The 19,002-nt window shown below is 74.3% G+C and carries 15 protein-coding genes and 3 tRNA genes; 14 read left to right on the forward strand and 4 right to left on the reverse strand.

Translation table 11 applies throughout. From position 1 onward, the window contains the following. Nucleotides 1–40: 40 nt before the first annotated feature. Nucleotides 41–1,066, forward strand: a complete 1,026-nt coding sequence (gene ilvC / locus AB0J00_RS05295; protein WP_357741181.1) for a ketol-acid reductoisomerase — start codon at nucleotides 41–43, stop codon at nucleotides 1,064–1,066. Nucleotides 1,067–1,123: 57 nt separating this feature from the next. Here the strand turns inward: ilvC and AB0J00_RS05300 are convergent, their stop codons facing one another. Further along, nucleotides 1,124–1,756 (reverse strand): hypothetical protein, encoded by a 633-nt coding sequence (locus AB0J00_RS05300; protein WP_357741184.1) that lies wholly within the window; start codon nucleotides 1,754–1,756, stop codon nucleotides 1,124–1,126. A gap of 202 nt (nucleotides 1,757–1,958) precedes the next feature. On the opposite strand from AB0J00_RS05300, the gene serA reads away from it, so the two are divergent. The 4 genes from serA to AB0J00_RS05320 all read left to right on the forward strand — a co-directional run bounded on the left by serA (nucleotide 1,959) and on the right by AB0J00_RS05320 (nucleotide 9,113). Next, nucleotides 1,959–3,560: a phosphoglycerate dehydrogenase gene (serA, locus tag AB0J00_RS05305; protein ID WP_357741187.1), complete on the forward strand. Its 1,602-nt coding sequence runs from the start codon at nucleotides 1,959–1,961 to the stop codon at nucleotides 3,558–3,560. Between the two features lie 444 nt (nucleotides 3,561–4,004). Continuing rightward, nucleotides 4,005–7,385 (forward strand): S8 family serine peptidase, encoded by a 3,381-nt coding sequence (locus tag AB0J00_RS05310; RefSeq protein ID WP_357741189.1) that lies wholly within the window; start codon nucleotides 4,005–4,007, stop codon nucleotides 7,383–7,385. A gap of 94 nt (nucleotides 7,386–7,479) precedes the next feature. Next, nucleotides 7,480–8,502 carry a 3-isopropylmalate dehydrogenase gene (locus AB0J00_RS05315; RefSeq protein ID WP_357741192.1) on the forward strand — a complete coding sequence of 341 codons (1,023 nt, stop codon included), beginning with the start codon at nucleotides 7,480–7,482 and terminating at the stop codon, nucleotides 8,500–8,502. Beyond that, complete coding sequence (locus AB0J00_RS05320) at nucleotides 8,502–9,113, forward strand: maleylpyruvate isomerase N-terminal domain-containing protein (RefSeq protein WP_357741195.1); 612 nt, start codon at nucleotides 8,502–8,504, stop codon at nucleotides 9,111–9,113. The genes AB0J00_RS05315 and AB0J00_RS05320 overlap by 1 nt, the downstream gene beginning before the upstream one ends. 14 nt (nucleotides 9,114–9,127) lie before the next feature. Here AB0J00_RS05320 and AB0J00_RS05325 read toward each other — a convergent pair whose 3' ends face one another. Continuing rightward, a complete protein-coding gene (locus AB0J00_RS05325) occupies nucleotides 9,128–9,523 on the reverse strand; it encodes a hypothetical protein (RefSeq protein WP_357741198.1) in 396 nt (131 codons plus the stop codon). 245 nt (nucleotides 9,524–9,768) lie between these two features. On the opposite strand from AB0J00_RS05325, the gene cimA reads away from it, so the two are divergent. Further along, nucleotides 9,769–11,343, forward strand: a complete 1,575-nt coding sequence (gene cimA, locus AB0J00_RS05330; protein WP_357741201.1) for a citramalate synthase — start codon at nucleotides 9,769–9,771, stop codon at nucleotides 11,341–11,343. Nucleotides 11,344–11,376: 33 nt separating this feature from the next. Here the strand turns inward: cimA and AB0J00_RS05335 are convergent, their stop codons facing one another. Continuing rightward, nucleotides 11,377–11,754 carry a VOC family protein gene (locus AB0J00_RS05335; RefSeq protein WP_357741204.1) on the reverse strand — a complete coding sequence of 126 codons (378 nt, stop codon included), beginning with the start codon at nucleotides 11,752–11,754 and terminating at the stop codon, nucleotides 11,377–11,379. 8 nt (nucleotides 11,755–11,762) lie between these two features. After that, nucleotides 11,763–12,446, reverse strand: coding sequence for a hypothetical protein (locus tag AB0J00_RS05340; protein WP_357741206.1), 684 nt, complete (start codon nucleotides 12,444–12,446; stop codon nucleotides 11,763–11,765). A 121-nt stretch (nucleotides 12,447–12,567) separates the two neighbouring features. Here AB0J00_RS05340 and AB0J00_RS05345 point away from each other — a divergent pair, with 121 nt between their 5' ends. The 8 genes from AB0J00_RS05345 (at nucleotide 12,568) to AB0J00_RS05380 (ending at nucleotide 18,949) form a co-directional block, all read left to right on the forward strand. Beyond that, nucleotides 12,568–13,380 (forward strand): fumarylacetoacetate hydrolase family protein, encoded by an 813-nt coding sequence (locus tag AB0J00_RS05345; RefSeq protein WP_357741209.1) that lies wholly within the window; start codon nucleotides 12,568–12,570, stop codon nucleotides 13,378–13,380. Beyond that, nucleotides 13,377–14,879 (forward strand): glutamate--tRNA ligase, encoded by a 1,503-nt coding sequence (gene gltX / locus AB0J00_RS05350; RefSeq protein WP_357741212.1) that lies wholly within the window; start codon nucleotides 13,377–13,379, stop codon nucleotides 14,877–14,879. Before AB0J00_RS05345 ends, gltX begins: the two co-directional genes overlap by 4 nt. 13 nt (nucleotides 14,880–14,892) lie before the next feature. Continuing rightward, complete coding sequence (locus tag AB0J00_RS05355; RefSeq protein WP_357741215.1) at nucleotides 14,893–16,200, forward strand: type II CAAX endopeptidase family protein; 1,308 nt, start codon at nucleotides 14,893–14,895, stop codon at nucleotides 16,198–16,200. Between the two features lie 95 nt (nucleotides 16,201–16,295). Beyond that, nucleotides 16,296–16,367, forward strand: a tRNA-Gln gene (locus tag AB0J00_RS05360). 37 nt (nucleotides 16,368–16,404) lie between these two features. After that, a tRNA-Glu gene (locus tag AB0J00_RS05365) sits at nucleotides 16,405–16,477 on the forward strand. A gap of 122 nt (nucleotides 16,478–16,599) precedes the next feature. After that, nucleotides 16,600–16,672: transfer RNA gene (locus tag AB0J00_RS05370), tRNA-Glu, on the forward strand. Between the two features lie 245 nt (nucleotides 16,673–16,917). Next, nucleotides 16,918–18,621 (forward strand): sodium:solute symporter family protein, encoded by a 1,704-nt coding sequence (locus tag AB0J00_RS05375; RefSeq protein ID WP_357741218.1) that lies wholly within the window; start codon nucleotides 16,918–16,920, stop codon nucleotides 18,619–18,621. A gap of 25 nt (nucleotides 18,622–18,646) precedes the next feature. Next, nucleotides 18,647–18,949 carry a hypothetical protein gene (locus tag AB0J00_RS05380; RefSeq protein ID WP_357741221.1) on the forward strand — a complete coding sequence of 101 codons (303 nt, stop codon included), beginning with the start codon at nucleotides 18,647–18,649 and terminating at the stop codon, nucleotides 18,947–18,949. The last annotated feature ends 53 nt before the right edge of the window (nucleotides 18,950–19,002 follow it).

The raw sequence follows: 19,002 nt of genomic DNA on the forward strand, positions 1-19,002 counted from the left end.
TTATCGCGATAGAGCACCGACCGAAGGAGTGCACAGCCGCATGGCCGCCGAGATCTTCTACGACGACGACGCCGACCTGTCGATCATCCAGGGGCGCACCGTCGCCGTCCTGGGCTACGGCAGCCAGGGTCACGCCCACGCGCTGTCGCTGCGCGACTCGGGCGTCGACGTGCGCGTCGGCCTGCCCGAGGGCTCCAAGAGCCGCCCCAAGGCCGAGGCCGAGGGCCTGCGGGTCGTGACGCCGGCCGAGGCGGCCGCCGAGGCCGACCTGATCATGATCCTGGCGCCGGACCACGTGCAGCGGAAGCTGTACGCCGAGTCGGTCGAGCCGAACCTGCAGGACGGCGACGCGCTGTTCTTCGGCCACGGCTTCAACATCCGGTTCGGCTACATCAAGCCCCCGGCCGGCGTCGACGTCGCGATGGTCGCCCCCAAGGGCCCCGGCCACCTGGTCCGCCGCGAGTTCAGCGACGGCAAGGGCGTGCCCTGCCTCATCGCCGTCGAGCAGGACGCCAGCGGCAACGCCCAGGCGCTCGCGCTGTCCTACGCCAAGGGCATCGGCGGCACCCGGGCCGGCGTCATCAAGACGACGTTCGCCGAGGAGACCGAGACCGACCTGTTCGGTGAGCAGGCCGTGCTCTGCGGCGGCATGTCCGCGCTGGTGACCGCCGGCTTCGAGACGCTGACCAACGCCGGCTACCAGCCCGAGATCGCGTACTTCGAGTGCCTGCACGAGCTGAAGCTGATCGTCGACCTCATGTACGAGGGCGGCATCGCCAAGCAGCGCTGGTCGGTGTCGGACACCGCCGAGTACGGCGACTACACCACCGGCCCGAAGATCGTCGACGACCACGTCAAGGCCGCGATGAAGGACGTGCTCACCGCCATCCAGGACGGCTCGTGGGCCGCGGCCTTCATCGCCGACCAGGACGCCGGCGCGCCGGACTTCAAGCGCCGCCGGGCCGAGGCCGAGGCGCACCCGATCGAGGCCACCGGCCGGGAGCTGCGCGGCCTCATGAGCTGGGTGTCCTCGGACGACGACTACACCGGCACCGCCGCCCGCTGATCCACGCAGACGGCCCCCGCAGCGAGCTCGCTGCGGGGGCCGTCTGCGTGCGGGGGGCTAGAGGGACTGGCCCCGGGAGGCGAACCAGTGCCGGCTGGCCGGGTTGCGCAGCAGGCCGAGCACCACGGCACCGGCGACCAGCGTGAAGAACCCGCTGAAGGCCGCGGCGCCGGAGACCAGGGCGATCACGAACGTGACCAGCCAGAGCACCACCAGGCCGAGGCCCGCCTGGTTCAGCAGCCGGGGGTCGCGCCCGGCGAGCACCCGGATGCCACCGACGGCCAGGGCCACCGAGAGCGCGACGACCACGATCGTGATCACCACCTCCGCGATCCCGAAGTCGACGTCGAGGGTGCCGGCCGCGAGCAGCCCGACGAGGTTGAGCACGCCGACGAGCGAGCCGAACACGATGCCGACCACGGCGGCGCCGGTCACCGAGCCCGGACGCCGGGCGGGCGGGTCGCCCCAGCCGCCGCCGGGCTGCGCGGCGTTGCCCCACTGGGGTGCGTTGCCGTACTGGGGTGCGTTGCCGTGCTGCGGGCCCCAGCCGTACTGGGGCCCCGAGCCGTACTGCGAGCCCGGCGCGTAGGGCGAGCCGGGGCCCGGCTGGGGCGACCCGGCACCAGGCCCCGCGGCTCCCGGCGGCGGGCCCCAGGGCTGCTGCTCCGGTCCGGGGGTGGGGCTGGACATGGGTCCTCCTGACGTGCGGACGGGGGAACCGGTGGACCCGGCCCCGCAGCGTCCCAACGCCCGGGCCGCCGGGCGTGTCCCCGCCGCGCCGGTGGTGGCGCAGCCCGGGCCCGGGTGCTCCCCGGCCGGTGCGGCGTCCACCTGCTGGAACGCCGGACACCCGGGCTCCCGGGAGCGGCGGCGGCCCCTAGGCTCAGCACTCGTGACCACGACTGCGCCCGTCGTCCTGATCGCCGAAGAGCTGGCCCCCAGCGTGCTGGCGGTGCTGGGGTCCGACGTCGAGATCCGGCACGTCGACGGAGCCGACCGCTCCGCGCTGCTGCCGGCCCTGGCCGACGCCTCCGCCGTGCTGATCCGCTCGGCGACGCAGGTGGACGCCGAGGCGCTGGCGGCGGCGCCCCAGCTGAAGGTGGTCGCACGCGCGGGCATCGGCCTGGACAACGTCGACGTCGCCGCGGCCACCGCCCGCGGCGTGCTCGTGGTCAACGCCCCCACCTCCAACATCGTCAGCGCCGCCGAGCACGCCATCGCGCTGATGCTCGCCGCCGCCCGGCACGTGGCCGCGGCCGACGCGTCGCTGCGCCAGGGGACGTGGGCGCGGTCGAAGTTCACCGGCGTCGAGGTGGCCGACAAGACCGTCGGTGTCGTGGGCCTCGGTCGGATCGGCGTGCTGGTCGCGCAGCGGCTGGCCGCCTTCGGGGTGACCCTGATCGCCTACGACCCCTACATCCAGCCCGGTCGTGCCGCCCAGCTCGGCGTCCGGCTGGTGAGCCTGGACGAGCTGCTGCGCGAGTCGGACTTCATCACCGTCCACCTGCCGAAGACGCCGGAGACGCTGGGCCTCATCGGTGCCGAGCAGCTGGCCGCGACCAAGCGCGGCGTGATCATCGTCAACGCGGCGCGCGGCGGCCTGGTCGACGAGGCGGCGCTGGCCGACGCGCTGCGGTCGGGCCAGGTCGGCGCGGCCGGCATCGACGTCTACGCCAAGGAGCCGTGCACCGACAGCCCGCTGTTCGGCCTGCCCAACGTGGTCGTCACCCCGCACCTGGGGGCCTCCACCACCGAGGCGCAGGACAAGGCCGGCACCGCGGTCGCCCGGAGCGTCCGGCTGGCCCTGCAGGGCGACTTCGTGCCCGACGCGGTCAACGTCCAGGCGGGCGGGGTCGTGGCCGAGGACGTGCGGCCGGGCCTGCCGCTGGCGGAGAAGCTCGGCCGGGTGTTCACCGCGGTGGCCGGCGGCCTCGCCCAGTCCGTGCACGTCGAGGTGCTCGGCAAGATCGCCGAGTTCGACGTCTCGGTGGTCCAGCTGGCCGTGCTGCGCGGGGTGTTCACCGACGTCGTCGAGGAGCCGGTGACCTACGTCAACGCCCCGCTGCTGGCCCAGGAGCGCGGGCTGGAGGTGTCGCTGACCAGCGACGTCGAGAGCCCCGACTACCGCAACCTGGTGCGGGTCCGCGGCGCCATGGCCGACGGCACCGAGATCACCGTCTCCGGCACGCTGTACGGCAAGAACCAGGTGCCCAAGCTGACCGAGGTCAGCGGCTTCGAGATCGACCTGACCGCGGACGGCTACCTGCTGTTCTTCGTGTACGCCGACCGCCCGGGCATCGTCGGCACCGTCGGCGCCGCGCTGGGGGAGGCCGGCGTCAACATCGCCGGGGCCCAGGTCGGCCGGGCCAACGAGGGCGGCGACGCCCTCATGGCGGTCACCGTCGACATGCCGGTCTCCGGTGAGCTGCTCACCACGATCGCCGACCGGATCGGTGCCCGGCTCGCGCGCTCCGCGGACCTGAACCCCGCCTGACCGGCCCGCCGCCCCTCCCGGCGGCCCGACGCGCGTCCCCGGGGCCGCGCCGACCCCAGCGGCCGGCGCGGCCCTCGGCGTCCGGTCGGCCGGCACCGCCCATGGCAGCCCGTGGTCGTTGAACTCCGCAGCGTCGCGCCGTTCGCCGCCGCGGTGTCCGCCGGATGCGCGCCGCCCCGCGCGTGTCCGGGCCGGGTGCGCGGCACCCGCGTGTCCTTCCGGCCCCGGGTGCTCCGTCGGCGCGCCGGACCGGGCCCGACTGAGCCGATCGGCGGGCAGACGCACAGCGTTGACCCAGGAAACGGTTGACTCCCTCGCACCCGGCGACCGGACCCGACCGGCCGGCCGCCGGACCGGGGGGACGGAGCGCCTCCCCGGGCGGGCTCGCGCACGGTCCGTGGACAGGGGGAGCACGTGGGTTCGAGCAGAGCAGTTCCACCGCGGGTGGCGCGCCGTCGCCGCCTCGCCCGGGGCGGGGTCGTCGCGGTTGCCGCGGCACTCGCCGCCACCGGCGGGACGGGCAGCGCGGTCGCCGCGCCGGCCGGCACCGGCACGCACGGCACCGCCACGCTGACGGCGCAGCAGTTCCAGCAGCTCCAGGACGCCGTCGCGGCGCGCGCCTCGACCGCGCGGTCCGGCCGGCCCGCGGGGCTGCCGGCGAGCGGGCCGGCGTCCTTCTTCCTCGAGCTGGCCACCCCGGCCACCGCGCAGGTGTACACCGACACGCTGGCGTCGGGGACCGCCGCGCAGGCCGACCGGGCCGCGCAGGTGGCCAAGCCGGCGGTCGAGGCGGCCGCCGGCCGGGTGGCGTCGCAGCTGCCGGCCGCGGTGCCCGACGCCCGGGTGCTCTACACCGCCTCGACCGTGCTGTCCGGTGTCGCGGTGACCGCCGACGCCGGGGACTACGACGCGCTGACCGCGATCCCCGGCGTCAGCGCGGTGCACGCCATCACGCCGAAGAAGGTGGCGAACACGGGGGCCGCGGCCGTCGTGCAGGCCGTCCAGGCCTGGCAGGACCTCGGCAACACCGGGCAGGGTGTGCGGGTCGGCGTGATCGACACCGGCATCGACTACACGCACGCCGACTTCGGCGGCAGCGGCGACGTCGGCCAGTACACCGCGCTCACCGCCGCGGAGAAGGCGCCGGCCCCCGCCGGGGTCTTCCCGAGCACCAAGGTCGTGGGCGGCTACGACTTCGTCGGCAACGACTACAACGCCGACCCGGCGACCACCTCCACCGCCCACCCGTACCAGCCGGTCCCGCACGGCGACCCCAACCCGCTGGACTGCAACGGGCACGGCTCGCACGTCTCGGGCACCGCCGCCGGCTACGGCGTCAGCGCCGACGGCAGCACGTACCGCGGCGGCTACGGCGCCGGCTTCGACGCCGACGCGCTGCGGATCGGCCCGGGCATGGCGCCCGACGCCTCGCTGTACGCGCTGAAGGTCTTCGGCTGCGAGGGGTCCACCGACGTCACGGTGCAGGCGCTCGAGTGGGCCATGGACCCCGACCGGGACGGTTCGATCGCCGACCACCTGGACGTCGTCAACCTGTCGCTCGGCTCGGACTACGGGCTGGCCGACGACGCCGACGCCATGGCCGCGGACCGCGCGGTCGCGAGCGGCATGGTCGTGGTCATGTCGGCCGGCAACGCCGGGGACGCCTACGACGTCGGCGGCTCGCCGGGCAACGCCCCCCGGGGCATCGGGGTGGCCGCCTCGAACGACGGCTACGGCGTCTTCGACGGCTGGCGGGTCGACTCGCCGGCCGGCGTCCTCGACGGCGTCCGGCCCGGGCTGCGCTCGCAGGCCTACACCACCCCGGGGGACGTGACCGCCCCGCTGGCGCTGCCGGTGGCCGGTGACGACCCGACCGCCTGCGCACCGCTGGCGGGCAGCTACGCCGGCCGCATCCTGGTGGTCCAGGCGGCCGGCTTCACCTGCGGCTCGGTCACCAAGGGCGCCAACGCCCGGGCAGCCGGCGCGGCCGGCTTCCTCGTCATCGGGGACGACGACCTCCTGGAGACCGGCATCACCGGCGACCCGGTCGTCCCCGGCATCCTGGTGACCCGCACCGACGGCACCAAGGCCGCGACCGCCGCCGCGTCGGCGACCGTGACCGTCACCTTCGGCGACAGCCTCAAGGACGCCGCGCTGTTCACCGACCCGGCGCAGGTCGACCTGCTCGGCTCGTTCTCCTCGCGCGGCACCCGGCAGGCCGGCGGCCTCAAGCCGGACGTCGCGGCGCCCGGCGTGACGCTGTTCTCCGCGGCGGTCGGCACCGGCAGCCAGGGGGTCAGCGAGTCCGGCACCTCGATGGCCAGCCCGACCACGGCCGGTGTCGCGGCGCTGGTCCGGGCGGCGCACCCCGGGTGGACGCCGGAGGAGGTCAAGGCCGACCTGATGAACACCGCCGCCCACGACGTGCACACCGCCACCGGCACCGCCTACGGCCCGAACCGCCAGGGCGCCGGCCGGATCGACGCACGCGCGGCGCTGGCCAACCAGGTGCTCGCCTACGCCGACGCGGGCTCCGGGGTCGTCTCCGCCTCGTTCGGGGTGGTCGAGGTCGACCGGCCGGTCCAGGTCGAGCGGCGGACGATCACCGTCGCCAACACCTCGGGGGAGCGGGCCGGCTACCGGGTGCGCTACGAGCCGGTCGTCGAGCAGCCCGGCGTCCGGTACGCCGTCGTCCCGCCGGTGGTGGTCGTCCCGCCGGGCGGGAAGGCGACCGTCGACGTGGTGATGACGTCGGTCCGCAGCCAGCTGCGCAAGGTCGGCGACCCGACGGTCGCGCTCACCGGAGCGGCCGAGGGGCGGCAGTTCGTGGGGGAGGCCAGCGGCCGGGTGACGCTGCAGCCCACCGGCGGCAAGGCCCCGACGCTGCGGGTGCCGGTGCACAGCAACGCGAAGCCCGCGTCGACGCTGCGGGCGACCGCCGCCCCCGACGGCCGGAGCATCGCGCTGACCGGGCAGGGCGTCGCGAACGGCACGCCGGGTGAGCTGACCAGCTACACCTCGCTGGCGTCGGCCTTCGAGCAGCTGGGCAGCAGCCCGCAGCTGCCGCGGTGCACCACCGCCGCCGCCCCGGACTGCTGGAAGTCCGAGCTGGAACGCTCGGTCGACCTCGACCGGGTCGGCGTCGCCTCGGACGTGGCCACCGACCCGCAGGACCCGTACCTGTACTTCGGGATCTCGGCGCACGGGCGGTTCACCTCGGCCGAGACCGCGGTCAACTACGGCGTCTACATCGACGCCACCGGGGACGGCCGGTGGGACTACCAGGTCACCACCTACCGGGTCGAGAGCCTGGACGCCCCGCTGGTGGTCGTCACCGACCGGGAGTTCGAGCTGCTCCCGAAGGGCGCGCCGTGGATCGGCTACATGAACGTCGCCGACGGCCGGGTCGACACCAACGCCCTGGACAGCGACGTGCAGGTGCTGCCCGTCCCGCTGTCGGTGATGCCGCTGCTCACCCCGGCCGCCAGCCGGATCGGCTTCGGCGTCCAGGCGGTCAGCGCCTACGGGACGGTCGACGGGGTGGGTGCGGTCAGCGGTCCCGACGGCACCGAGCTCGACGCGCAGCGGATGAGCTTCGACCCGCTGCACCCCGGCCTGTCGTTCGGCTCCGGCGGGCAGCCGGCGGTGCTGCTCGCGGCGACCGGGCGCACCACGGTCGACGTCGCGCAGGACCCGGCGTCCTATGCCGCGGACACCGCGGTCGGGCCGGCGCCGAAGGGCGCCATGGTGGTGTTCTCGCACAACAGCACCACCGCCGGCCGCACCCAGTCGGTGCCCGTGCGGGAGCAGCCGGCCAGCCCGTGACCCCGCGCCGGACGCCCCCGCGATCACTCCTCGCGGGGGCGTCCGGCCTGGAGGTGTGCAGAACCCGCCCCGCCGCCCACTAACCTCTGGCCTCATGCGCCTGGCAGTGGTCCCTGGAGACGGTATCGGTCCCGAGGTGGTGGCGGAGGGGCTCAAGGTCCTCGGCGCCGTCGCCCCCGACGTGGAGGCGACGCCCTACGACCTGGGCGCCGCCCGCTGGCAGCGCACCGGTGAGCTGCTGCCGGACTCGGTGCTCGACGAGCTGCGCCAGCACGACGCCATCCTGCTCGGCGCCGTCGGCGACCCGGGGGTGCCCGCCGGCATCCTGGAGCGCGGCCTGCTGCTCAAGCTGCGCTTCGAGCTCGACCACCACGTCAACCTGCGCCCGGCCAAGCTCTACGACGGGGTGCGCAGCCCGCTCGCCGCCCCCGGCGACATCGACATGCTCTGCATCCGCGAGGGCACCGAGGGTCCCTACGTGGGCAACGGCGGCGTGCTCCGCCGGGACACCCCGCACGAGGTCGCCACCGAGGTCAGCCTCAACACCGCTTTCGGCGTCGAGCGGGTCGTCCGGTACGCCTTCGAGCGCGCCGTCGCCCGGCCGCGCAAGCACCTCACGCTGATCCACAAGACCAACGTGCTCACCCACGCCGGGTCGCTGTGGTCGCGCACCGTCGAGGAGGTGGCCGCCGAGTTCCCCGAGGTCACCGTCGCCTACCAGCACGTCGACGCGGCCTCGATGTTCTTCATCACCGACCCGGGCCGGTACGACGTGATCGTCACCGACAACCTCTTCGGCGACATCGTCACCGACGTCGCCGCTGCGGTGACCGGGGGCATCGGCCTGGCCGCCAGCGGGAACCTCGACGTGTCGGGCACCAACCCGAGCATGTTCGAGCCGGTGCACGGCTCGGCGCCGGACATCACCGGCCAGGGCATCGCCGACCCCACCGCGACCGTGCTGTCGGTCGGGCTGCTGCTGGACCACCTGGGCCGGCCGGAGCTGGCCAAGAAGGTCAACGCCGCGGTCGCCTTCGACCTGTCCACCCGCGACCCCAAGGCGCAGGTGCGCACCACCGAGGTCGGCGACCGGCTCGCCGCCCTCGCCGGCGGCTGATGACCGGCTCCTGGGCCGGGTCGCGGCGGGCGTTCGCCGACGCCGCGGGCTCCTTCGTGCGCACGGTCGCCCGGGTGGGCGACCGGTGGGCGGAGCCCGGCCTGGGGGAGTGGGACGTCCGGTCGCTGGTGGGCCACACCAGCCGCTCGCTGCTGACCGTCGAGACCTACCTCGCCCGGCCCGCCGCCGCGGTCGAGGTGGGCTCGGCGGCCGGCTACGTCCGGGCCACGCGGGCGATCGCGGCCGGCCCGGACGTCGCCCAGCGGGGGCGGGACGCGGGCACGGCCCTCGGCGAGGACCCCGCCGCTGCGGTGGCCGCGATCGCCGCCCGCGTCGTCCCGCTGGTCGACGGCCGGGACGGCGGGGAGCTGCTCACCACCGTGGCCGGTGGCATGCGGCTGGCGGACTACCTGCCCACCCGGACGTTCGAGCTCGTGGTGCACACCGCCGACCTCGCCGCCGCGCTGGACCTCCCGGCGGAGGTGCCGCCGGCGGCGGCGGAGGAGGCGCTGGCCGTGGTCTGCGCCGTCGCGGTCGCCGACGGCACCGCCGGCCCGCTGCTGCGCGCGGTCACCGGGCGCGGCGCCCCCGCCGGCTTCTCCGTGCTCTGAGCGACCGGGTCCGGTCAGCCCGGCTCGGTGCGCAGCAGGTCGCCCACCGGCACCGGGAGCTGCGCGCGGGCCCGCAGCTCGGCCGGCTCGGCGAACTCCGGCCGGACCGTGCAGCCGGCCGGCGACACCTCGACCAGGACGACGGACCGCCAGTCCCAGTCCGCGGGCGGGTCGGCGGCCGAGAGGACCCCGCCGGGCAGCCGGTCCGGCAGCCGGCACCACCACCGCCGGTCCAGGGCGCGCAGCCCCTGCTCGACCAGCAGCTGCGCGGCCGCCGCGCGGTCCTGGGCCGGGCCCAGCGGGGTGCCGACCAGCGTGGCCGGCACGACCAACCGCCCGGCCGGCACCAGCCAGCCCACCCGCTCGCCGTCGGCCGGCCGGCGCACGGGCTCCCACCCGGTCGGCAGCATCGCCCCTCCTCCCGCCGGCGGAGGATGCTGCCGCAGTGGGGGTGGGGCCGTCATCCGGACTACACGTCCCACCCAGTGGACGGGGCGTTCCAGATCGCGCGCGCCCGTGCTTGACTGGTCGTGATGCACACCACCGGCTCGATCATCATCGCCTAGCGCGCAGTCAGCTCCCCGACTGCGCGCCGACCCTCCGTACCCCGGGGGGTTTCTTCATGTCTGGGCCCAGAACACACCGGGAGACCCTCGTGGACACCACCGACTTCCACGTCTTCGACACGACCCTGCGCGACGGCGCGCAGCGCGAGGGCGTGAGCTACTCCGTCGCCGACAAGCTCGCCGTCGCCCGGCTGCTCGACGAGATCGGCGTCGGCTTCATCGAGGGCGGCTGGCCGGGGGCCCTCCCGAAGGACACCGAGTTCTTCGCCCGCGCCCGCACCGAGCTGCAGCTGCAGCACGCGCTGCTGGTGGCCTTCGGTGCGACCCGCAAGGCCGGGGTGCGCGTCGAGGACGACCCGCAGGTGCGCGCGCTGCTCGACTCCGGTGCCCCGGTGGTCTGCCTGGTCGCGAAGTCCGACGTCCGGCACGTGCGCGACGCGCTGCGCACCACGCTGGAGGAGAACCTGGCGATGGTCGCGGACACCGTCGCGTTCCTCGTCGGCCACGGACGCCGGGTGTTCGTCGACTGCGAGCACTTCTTCGACGGGTACGCCGCCGACCGCGACCACGGCGTCGCCGTGCTGCAGGCCGCCTTCGACGCCGGCGCCGAGGTCGGCGTGCTGTGCGACACCAACGGCGGGATGCTGCCCATGGGCGTCGGCCGGGTGGTGGCCGAGGTGCGCGAGCGGGTGACCGGCCGGCTGGGCATCCACTGCCAGGACGACACCGGCTGCGCCGTCGCCAACACCCTGGCCGCGGTCGAGGCCGGTGCCACCCACGTGCAGGGGACCGCCAACGGCTACGGCGAGCGCGCCGGCAACGCCGACACCTTCGTGCTCATCGCCAACCTGGTCACCAAGATGGGGCTGCCGGTGGTGCCGGCGGAGTGCCTGCCCGAGCTGAAGCGGGTCAGCCACGCGATCGCCGAGCTCGCCAACATCGCCCCCGACGACCACCAGCCCTACGTCGGCGCCTCGGCGTTCGCGCACAAGGCGGGTCTGCACGCCAGCGCCATCAAGGTCAGCCCCGAGCTGTACAACCACCTCGAGCCCGAGCGGGTCGGCAACGACATGCGCATCCTGGTCACCGAGATGGCCGGCCGCGCGTCGGTCGAGCTCAAGGGCCGCGAGCTGGGCGTCGACCTCACCGGCCACGCCGACGCGATCGGCCGGGTGGTCGACCAGGTGAAGGTGCTCGAGGCGGAGGGCTGGTCGTTCGAGGCGGCCGACGCCTCGTTCGAGCTGCTGCTGCGCGGCCAGCTGCCCGACGCGCCCCGGCCGCTGTTCGAGCTGGAGAGCTACCGGAGCACCGTCGAGCACACCGCCGGTGGCGCGGTGGTCAGCGAGGCGACGGTCAAGGTGCACGTCGACGGCGAGCGGGTCATCTGCACGGCCGAGGGCAACGGGCCGGTCAACGCGCTGGACAACGCGCTGCGGCAGGCCCTGGTCGGCCGGTACCCCAAGCTCGCCGAGGTCTCCCTGGCCGACTACAAGGTGCGCATCCTCGGCTGGGCCGGCGGCACCAGCGCCACCACCCGGGTGCTGGTCGAGACCACCGACCGGGCGGGGGAGTGGACGACCGTCGGCGTGCACGACAACATCGTCGAGGCCTCCTGGCACGCGCTCGTCGACGCGCTCACCTACGCCCAGCACTGCCGGTCGTGAGGCGCGGCCGCGGCCCCGCGACCGGGGCCGCGGTCACGCCGGGACCGTCGACTGCAGCAGGCAGAACTCGTTGCCCTCGGGATCGGCGAGCACGACCCAGTTGACGTCCCCCTGCCCCACGTCCACGGGCCGGGCGCCGAGCTCCAGCAGCCGCTGCAGCTCGGCGTCCTGGTCGCGGTCGGTGGCGTTGAGGTCCCAGTGCAGCCGCAGCTTTCCCGGCGTCGGCTCGGGCACCGGGGCGAACAGCAGGGTCGGCACCGGGCCCTTCGGCGCCTGGCCGGGCGGGCCGATCTCGACCGCGCCGTCGTCCTCGGTGCCGACCACCTCCCAGCCGAGCACCTCGGCCCACCACCCGGCCAGGGCGACCGGGTCGCGGCAGTCGAGCACCAGCTCGGTGATCCGGGCGGCCACCGGCGGGATCAGCGCTGCGGGGTGTCGGGGGCGCCGGCGCGGGTGGCCCCGCCGCCGGAGGAGAGCCCGCCCGGCCCGGTCCGGTCGCTGTCGCGCCCGACGGCCACCGTGTCGCGGTCCTGCGCCGCCGTGCGGTTGCCGGCGAACGCGTGGCGACGTCCGGTGGCGTCGTCGTCGCGGCCGCGGGCGTGCCGTTCGGCGGCCCGCACGTCGCGCAGCGACCGCACCGTGAACCGGCCCAGGGCCAGGGCGGCGAAGAACAGGATCACCGCGCCGAGCCCGTCGAAGAAGCTGATCTGCTCCCAGACCTGGCGGCTGGTCGAGCCCACCGGCGTGCCGGCGGCCCCCTCCGGTCCGCCCCACAGCCGGCCCAGCGTCGGGCCGACCACGAACCAGGCGCCGGCCGCGGCGGCCAGGTAGCCGGCGAAGACGCCGACCGCCCGGTTGGCCGTGGTGAGCAGCAGCAGGCCGCCGACGACCGCGGCGGCGCCGGGCAGCACCTCCAGCCAGAACCGGCCCGACGTCCAGGTCCAGGCCCGGTCGGGGGTGTAGGCGAAGTCGAACAGCGGTCCGATGAACGGGGCGAGGGCGCCCCAGGCGCCCAGCACGACGAGGACCAGGCCGCTGACCGCCCCACGGCTGCGGGCGACGCGCATCCGGCTGGCGCGCGGGGCGGAGGTGGTGTCGGTCATGACGACCTCCCGGGACGACGGACGGTGCCGCGGCGGGCGCCGCCCCCGGTCCACTACCCCTGGTGACCGCCGCGTACACCGGACGGCGGCCGCTCCCGGGCCCGCCGACTAACCTCACGACGTGCGCATCGTCCGTTTCGCCCACCCAGCCGGCATGTCGTTCGGGGTCCTCGACGGGGACGGCCAGGTCGCCCAGATCGACGGCCACCCGTTCGGCCAGATCTCCTTCACCGGTCAGCGGTTCGCCGCCGCCGACGTCCGGCTGCTGTCGCCGATCCTGCCCAGCAAGGTGGTCGCCGTCGGGAAGAACTACGCGGCCCACGTCCAGGAGATGAACACCGGCGACGCCCCGAAGGAGCCGCTGCTGTTCCTCAAGCCGTCCACCTCGGTGATCGGCCCGGGCGATGCGATCCGCATCCCGGCGGGCAGCACCAACGTGCAGCACGAGGTCGAGCTCGCCGTCGTCATCGGCGCCCGCGGCGCCCGGCAGGTGAGCCCGGAGCAGGCGATGGCCAGCGTCTTCGGCTACACGATCGCCAACGACGTCACCGAGCGGGACATGCAGCGCAGCGACGGCCAGTGGACCCGCGCCAAAGGCTTCGACTCGTTCTGCCCGCTCGGCCCCTGGATCGAGACCGACCTGCCGGGCCTGGGCAAGGACGCCGCCGACCTGGAGATCACCTGCCGGGTCGACGGCGAGGTGCGGCAGTCCGGCCGCACCAGCCAGCTGCTGTTCGGCATCCCGACCCTGGTCTCCTACATCTCCCAGGTGATGACGCTGCTGCCCGGTGACGTGGTGCTCACCGGCACCCCGTCCGGCGTCGGCCCGATCGCCCCCGGCCAGCGGGTCGAGTGCGAGATCGAGGCGCTCGGCACGCTCACCAACTCCGTCGCCGGTGCCGACCCGACGTCCACCGCGGGGAGCGCCCGATGACCTCGCTGCGCGCCCCCGAGGTCCCGGCGGGCGTCGTCCGCACCCGGTTCTGCCCGTCCCCGACCGGGATGGTGCACGTCGGGCTGATGCGCACGGCGCTGTTCAACTGGGCGCACGCCCGGCACACCGGCGGCCAGCTGGTGTTCCGGGTCGAGGACACCGACGCCTCGCGCGACTCCGAGGAGTCCTACGAGCACCTGCTGGGCAGCCTGCGCTGGCTGGGCATCGACTGGGACGAGGGCCCGGAGGTCGGCGGCCCGAACGGCCCGTACCGGCAGTCGCAGCGGCACGACGTCTACCGCGAGGTGGCCGCGGCGCTGCTGGAGTCCGGCCACGCCTACGAGTCGTTCTCCACCAACGAGGAGGTCGACGCCCGCCGCCGGGCGGCCGGCCAGGACCCCAAGCTCGGCTACGACAACGCCGACCGGTTCCTCACCGACGCGCAGAAGCAGGCCTTCCGCGACGAGGGCCGGGCCCCGGTGCTGCGGCTGCGGATGCCCGACGAGGACCTCGTCTGGACCGACCTGGTCCGCGGTGAGGTGCGCTTCGCCGCCGGGTCGGTGCCCGACTTCGTGCTGGTGCGCGGCAACGGCGTCCCGCTCTACCCGTTCGTGAACCCGGTGGACGACGCGCTGATGGGCATCACCGACGTGCTGCGCGGTGAGGACCTGCTGCCCTCCACGCCCCGCCAGCTGGCGCTCTACGCCGCCCTCACCGAGATCGGCGTGGCCAACGGGACACCGCGGTTCGGCCACCTGCCCTACGTGATGGGCGAGGGCACCAAGAAGCTGTCCAAGCGCGACCCGCAGGCGAACTTCGACGTCTACCCCGAGCGCGGCTTCCTGCCCGAGGGGCTGACCAACTACCTGGCGCTGCTGGGCTGGTCGATCGCCGAGGACCGGGACGTGTTCTCGCCCGCCGAGATGGTCGAGGCGTTCGACGTGACCCGGGTCAGCGCCAACCCCGCCCGCTTCGACGTCAAGAAGGCCGAGGCGATCAACGCCACCCACCTGCGCGACCTGCCGCTGCCCGAGTTCACCTCCCGGGTGACGCCGTTCCTGGTCGGCGCCGGGCTGGTCGCCGACCCGCCGACGGCCGACCAGCAGGCGGTGCTGGAGGCGATCGCGCCGCTGGCGCAGGAGCGGATGATCGTGCTCTCCGACGCGGTCGGGCTGCTCGGCTTCCTGTTCACCGACGAGGTGGAGATCGAGCCGGCCGCCGCGGACAAGCAGCTCAAGGCCGGGGCCGGGGCGGTGCTCGACGCCGCCACCGCCGCGCTCACCGCCCTCGGGGACTGGACGACGGCCGCCGTCGAGACCGCGCTCAAGGAGGCGCTCGTCGAGGGCCTGGGCCTGAAGCCGCGCAACGCGTTCGGCCCGGTGCGCGTGGCGGTCAGCGGCCGCACGGTGTCCCCGCCGCTGTACGAGTCGATCGAGCTGCTCGGCCGGGAGCGCACCCTGGCCCGGCTGGCCGCCGCGCGCCGGCAGGCCGCCGACTGAGCGCGCGCCGCCGATGACCGCGCCCTGGGGTGCCGGACCGCCGCCGGGTCACGGCCCGGCCCCCTACGGGCCACCCGGCTACGGGCCGCCCGCGTACGGCCCGCCCGGCTACGGCCCGCCCGGGTACGGGCCGCCGGGGTACGGCGTGCCCGGCTCCGGCGTGCTCGCCCCGCAGCCGGCGCCCCGGCCGGTCCTGCCGCCCGGGGCACCGCCGCACGACGTCCCGCAGCCCTACCCGTCGCTGATGCGCTCGCGCACGTGGCGCTGGTGGCGGCCGCTGGTGGGGCTGGTGCTGTTCGCGGTCGTCTACACGGTGGCCACCGTCGTCCTGGTGCTGGTCGCCGCGGTGAGTGGGGTGGTCCCGGACCTGCAGCTCGCCGACCTCACCGACCCGGCCGTGCTGATCGTCACGAACATCTCGCTGATCGTGGCGATCCCCCTCGTGTGGCTGTGCTGGGTCGCCGCCCACCAGATGCGCATCGGCTGGTCCTCGTCGGTGCTGGGGCGGTTGCGCTGGCGGCTGCTCTGGCCGCTGACCTGGCGCGCGCTGGCCACCCTGGGCGTCTGGATCGCCCTGCAGGTCGTCCTGGAGGTGGTCTCCGGGGGCGAGGTCGACGGTCCCGCCGACGACTACCTCTGGCTGGTGCTCGTCGTCGTCCTGACCACGCCGCTGCAGTCGGCGGCCGAGGAGTACGTCTTCCGCGGCTACCTGACCCAGGCGATCGCCGGCTGGATCCGGGCACCCCGGGCCGGGGCGGTGGTCGCCGCGGTGGTCACCGCCGCGCTGTTCTCGCTGGCCCACGCCCCCTCGGACGTCGGCCTGTTCCTCGACCGGTTCGCCTTCGGGCTGGCCGCCTCCGCCGTCGTCTGGCTGACCGGCGGGCTGGAGGCGTCGATCGTCCTGCACGCGGTCAACAACGTGCTGGTCTTCCTCCTGGCGGGGGCGCTCGGCCAGACGGTCGACGACGACGCGTCCGGCGGCGTCGGCCTGCTCGTGGTGCTGCTGGACGTCGTGGCGATGGGGGCCTACGTGGCGGTCGTGGCCGTCTCCCGCCGGCGGCTGCGCACCGAGCAGGTGAGCCCGGCGCTGGACCTGCGGAGCGCCCCGCCGCCGCCCGGGTGGGGACCACCGCCCGGGGGAGGCCCCGCGTTCCTGCCGCCCGGCTGGTACCCGCCCCACCCGGCCGGCCCCGGCTGGGCACCGCCGGCGTACGGGCCGGGCTGGGCACCGCCCGGGCCGGGCTGGGCACCGCCCGGTCCGCCCGCCCCGCCACCGGACCCGCGCTGGGCGCGCCCCGGACCAGGGCCGGGACCCGGCTGACCCGCCGGGGAGGGGGGTGCTGCAACACCCCTCCCGGGCATCGGGTACAGTTCTCTCCCGGCGCCAGTTGATGGCGCCGACAAGTGAACAGCCCATGGGGTATGGGGTAATTGGCAGCCCGACGGTTTCTGGTTCCGTTAGTCTAGGTTCGAGTCCTGGTACCCCAGCGAGGAAGCACCACCTCCTCCAGCACCACCGAGTTCTGGCCCCGTCGTCTAGCGGCCCAGGACGCCGCCCTCTCACGGCGGTAGCGAGGGTTCGAATCCCTTCGGGGCTACACCGCAGCGAGAGCCCCCGACCCACCCGGGTCGGGGGCTCTCGTCGTTCCCGGGCCCGGTCCGGTCGCGGGGTGGGTGCGCGGCCCGCGCCGGGCGTTTGGCATCATGGACCGTGCAGCACGGCCCCGTCGTCTAGCGGCCCAGGACGCCGCCCTCTCACGGCGGTAGCGAGGGTTCGAATCCCTTCGGGGCTACACGGAGCGAGAGCCCCCGACCCACACCGGGTCGGGGGCTCTCGTCGTCACGGAACGTGTCGCGTGTCGCCTCGCGCTGCGTCACCCGAACCGGTGATGCTCAGCAGGTGAGCGTGCCGGGAGCCGGTGTAGCGTCCAACTGTTGATCACCACCCACCACCGTGGGTGATGACGTCCCAGCAGGGGGACCGGGCCAGCGACATGCTCCGGCGCCCCTGACACCCGTGACCTGGAGGAGACCCCCGGTGGTCCTCGCTGCGGACGACACGTTGCGCCTCGACGCCCAGTTCGTCGACTACGCGCTCGTCGCCGTCTACTTCGCCGTCGTCCTGCTCATCGGCTTCGCCGCCCGCCGCCGGGTGTCCGACAGCCTCGACTTCTTCCTCTCCGGCCGTTCGCTGCCGGCGTGGGTGACCGGCCTGGCGTTCGTCTCGGCGAACCTCGGCGCGGTCGAGATCATCGGCATGGCCGCCAACGGCGCCCAGTACGGGTTGCCGACCATGCACTACTACTGGATCGGCGCCGTGCCGGCCATGCTGTTCCTGGGCGTCGTGATGATGCCCTTCTACTACGGCTCGAAGGCCCGCAGCGTCCCCGAGTTCATGCGCCGGCGCTTCGGCACCGGGGCGCACCTGGTCAACGCGATCAGCTTCGCGGTCGCCCAGGTCCTGATCGCCGGCGTGAACCTCTACCTGCTGGCCAGCGTCGTCAACTCGCTGCTGGGCTGGCCGCTGTGGCTGGCGCTGATCCTCGCCGCGATCATCGTGCTCAGCTACATCACCCTCGGTGGCCTCTCCGCGGCCATCTACAACGAGGTGCTGCAGTTCTTCGTGATCGTCGCGGCCCTGCTGCCGCTGACCCTCGTCGGCCTGCACAAGGTCGGCGGCTGGGACGGGCTGAAGGACAAGCTGGTCGCCTCGCCGGCCTCGAGCGTCGGCGAGCAGGCCAGCTCGTGGCCGGGCACCAACCTGACCGGTTTCGACTCGCCCTTCTGGTCGGTCGTCGGCATCGTGCTCGGGCTGGGCTTCGTGCTGTCCTTCGGCTACTGGACGACGAACTTCGTCGAGGTCCAGCGCGCGATGGCGTCGAAGAACATCTCCGCGGCCCGCAGCGCGCCCATCATCGCCTCGTTCCCGAAGATGTTCATCCCGTTCATCGTGGTGGTCCCCGGCATGATCGCCGGCGTCCTGGTCGGCTCGATCAGCGAGGGCAAGGCCAGCGGCGCGAGCGTCGACTACAACAACGCGATCCTCGAGCTGATCCGCGACACCCTGCCCAACGGCCTGCTGGGTGTGGCGCTGGCGGGTCTGCTGGCCGCGTTCATGGCCGGCATGGCGGCCAACATCTCCGCGTTCAACACGGTGTTCAGCTACGACATCTGGCAGCAGTACGTCAAGAAGGACCGGCCCGACGGCTACTACCTGAACGTCGGCCGCTGGGCCACCGTCGGGGCCACGGTCGTCGCGATCTTCACCGCCCTGCTGGCGTCTGGCTACAACAACCTGATGGACTACCTGCAGACGCTGTTCGGCTTCTTCAACGCCCCGCTGTTCGCCACGTTCATCCTGGGCATGTTCTGGAAGCGGATGACGGCGACCGCGGGTTGGGCCGGTCTGGTGTCGGGGACCCTGGGCGCCGTCCTGGTCGCCATCCTCAGCGAGGACGCGCTCGGCTCGCTGTCGACGGGGGCGCTGCCGCTGAGCGGCCAGGGTGCCAGCTTCGTAGCCGCGGGCGCGGCCTTCGTGGTGGACATCGTCGTCAGCGTCGCGGTCACCATGGTGACCCAGCCGAAGCCGGTGGAGCAGCTGGTCGGGCTCGTCTACTCGGAGACCCCGAAGGCCGACCTGCGCGACCCGGACGCCCACAAGCTGCACTGGTACCAGTCGCCGACCAAGCTGGCCGGCATCTCGCTGGTGCTCGTCATCGTCCTCAACATCCTCTTCCGCTGAGCCGGCTGAGCAAGGGAGCACAGGCATGAGCAACTCGAGCACCCAGCAGTCGGGCACCGGCACGAAGCACACCGCCGGGGCCTACGACGTCCGCACCGTCATCTCCGCGCTGATCGGCGTCTTCGGGATCGTGCTGGTCGTCATGGGCCTGATCAACAACTCCGGCGAGGAGATCGAGAAGGCCGGCGGCGTCAACGCCAACCTCTGGACCGGGATCGGGATGGTCGTCTTCGCCGTCCTCGTCGCGCTGTGGACCTGGCTGCGCCCGGTGACCGTCGACCCCTCGACGATCGAGCACGCCGACGACGTGACCAGGGCGAACCACTAGCACGACCAGCACGTCACCAGGGCCCCTCCCGGCAACCGCCGGGAGGGGCCCTG

The sequence above is a fragment of the Modestobacter sp. NPDC049651 genome, assembly GCF_040659695.1.
Classification (GTDB): Bacteria; Actinomycetota; Actinomycetes; order Mycobacteriales; family Geodermatophilaceae; genus Modestobacter.

Excerpts from the sequence above, each read along its gene's own strand:
- ilvC (WP_357741181.1), top strand. The coding sequence starts at position 41 with ATGGCCGCCGAGATCTTCTACGACGACGACGCCGACCTGTCGATCATC.
- gltX (WP_357741212.1), top strand. The coding sequence starts at position 13,377 with ATGACCTCGCTGCGCGCCCCCGAGGTCCCGGCGGGCGTCGTCCGCACC.
- AB0J00_RS05300 (WP_357741184.1), bottom strand. The coding sequence starts at position 1,756 with ATGTCCAGCCCCACCCCCGGACCGGAGCAGCAGCCCTGGGGCCCGCCG.
- AB0J00_RS05340 (WP_357741206.1), bottom strand. The coding sequence starts at position 12,446 with ATGACCGACACCACCTCCGCCCCGCGCGCCAGCCGGATGCGCGTCGCC.
- AB0J00_RS05380 (WP_357741221.1), top strand. The coding sequence starts at position 18,647 with ATGAGCAACTCGAGCACCCAGCAGTCGGGCACCGGCACGAAGCACACC.
- AB0J00_RS05325 (WP_357741198.1), bottom strand. The coding sequence starts at position 9,523 with ATGCTGCCGACCGGGTGGGAGCCCGTGCGCCGGCCGGCCGACGGCGAG.
- AB0J00_RS05355 (WP_357741215.1), top strand. The coding sequence starts at position 14,893 with ATGACCGCGCCCTGGGGTGCCGGACCGCCGCCGGGTCACGGCCCGGCC.
- AB0J00_RS05315 (WP_357741192.1), top strand. The coding sequence starts at position 7,480 with ATGCGCCTGGCAGTGGTCCCTGGAGACGGTATCGGTCCCGAGGTGGTG.
- AB0J00_RS05320 (WP_357741195.1), top strand. The coding sequence starts at position 8,502 with ATGACCGGCTCCTGGGCCGGGTCGCGGCGGGCGTTCGCCGACGCCGCG.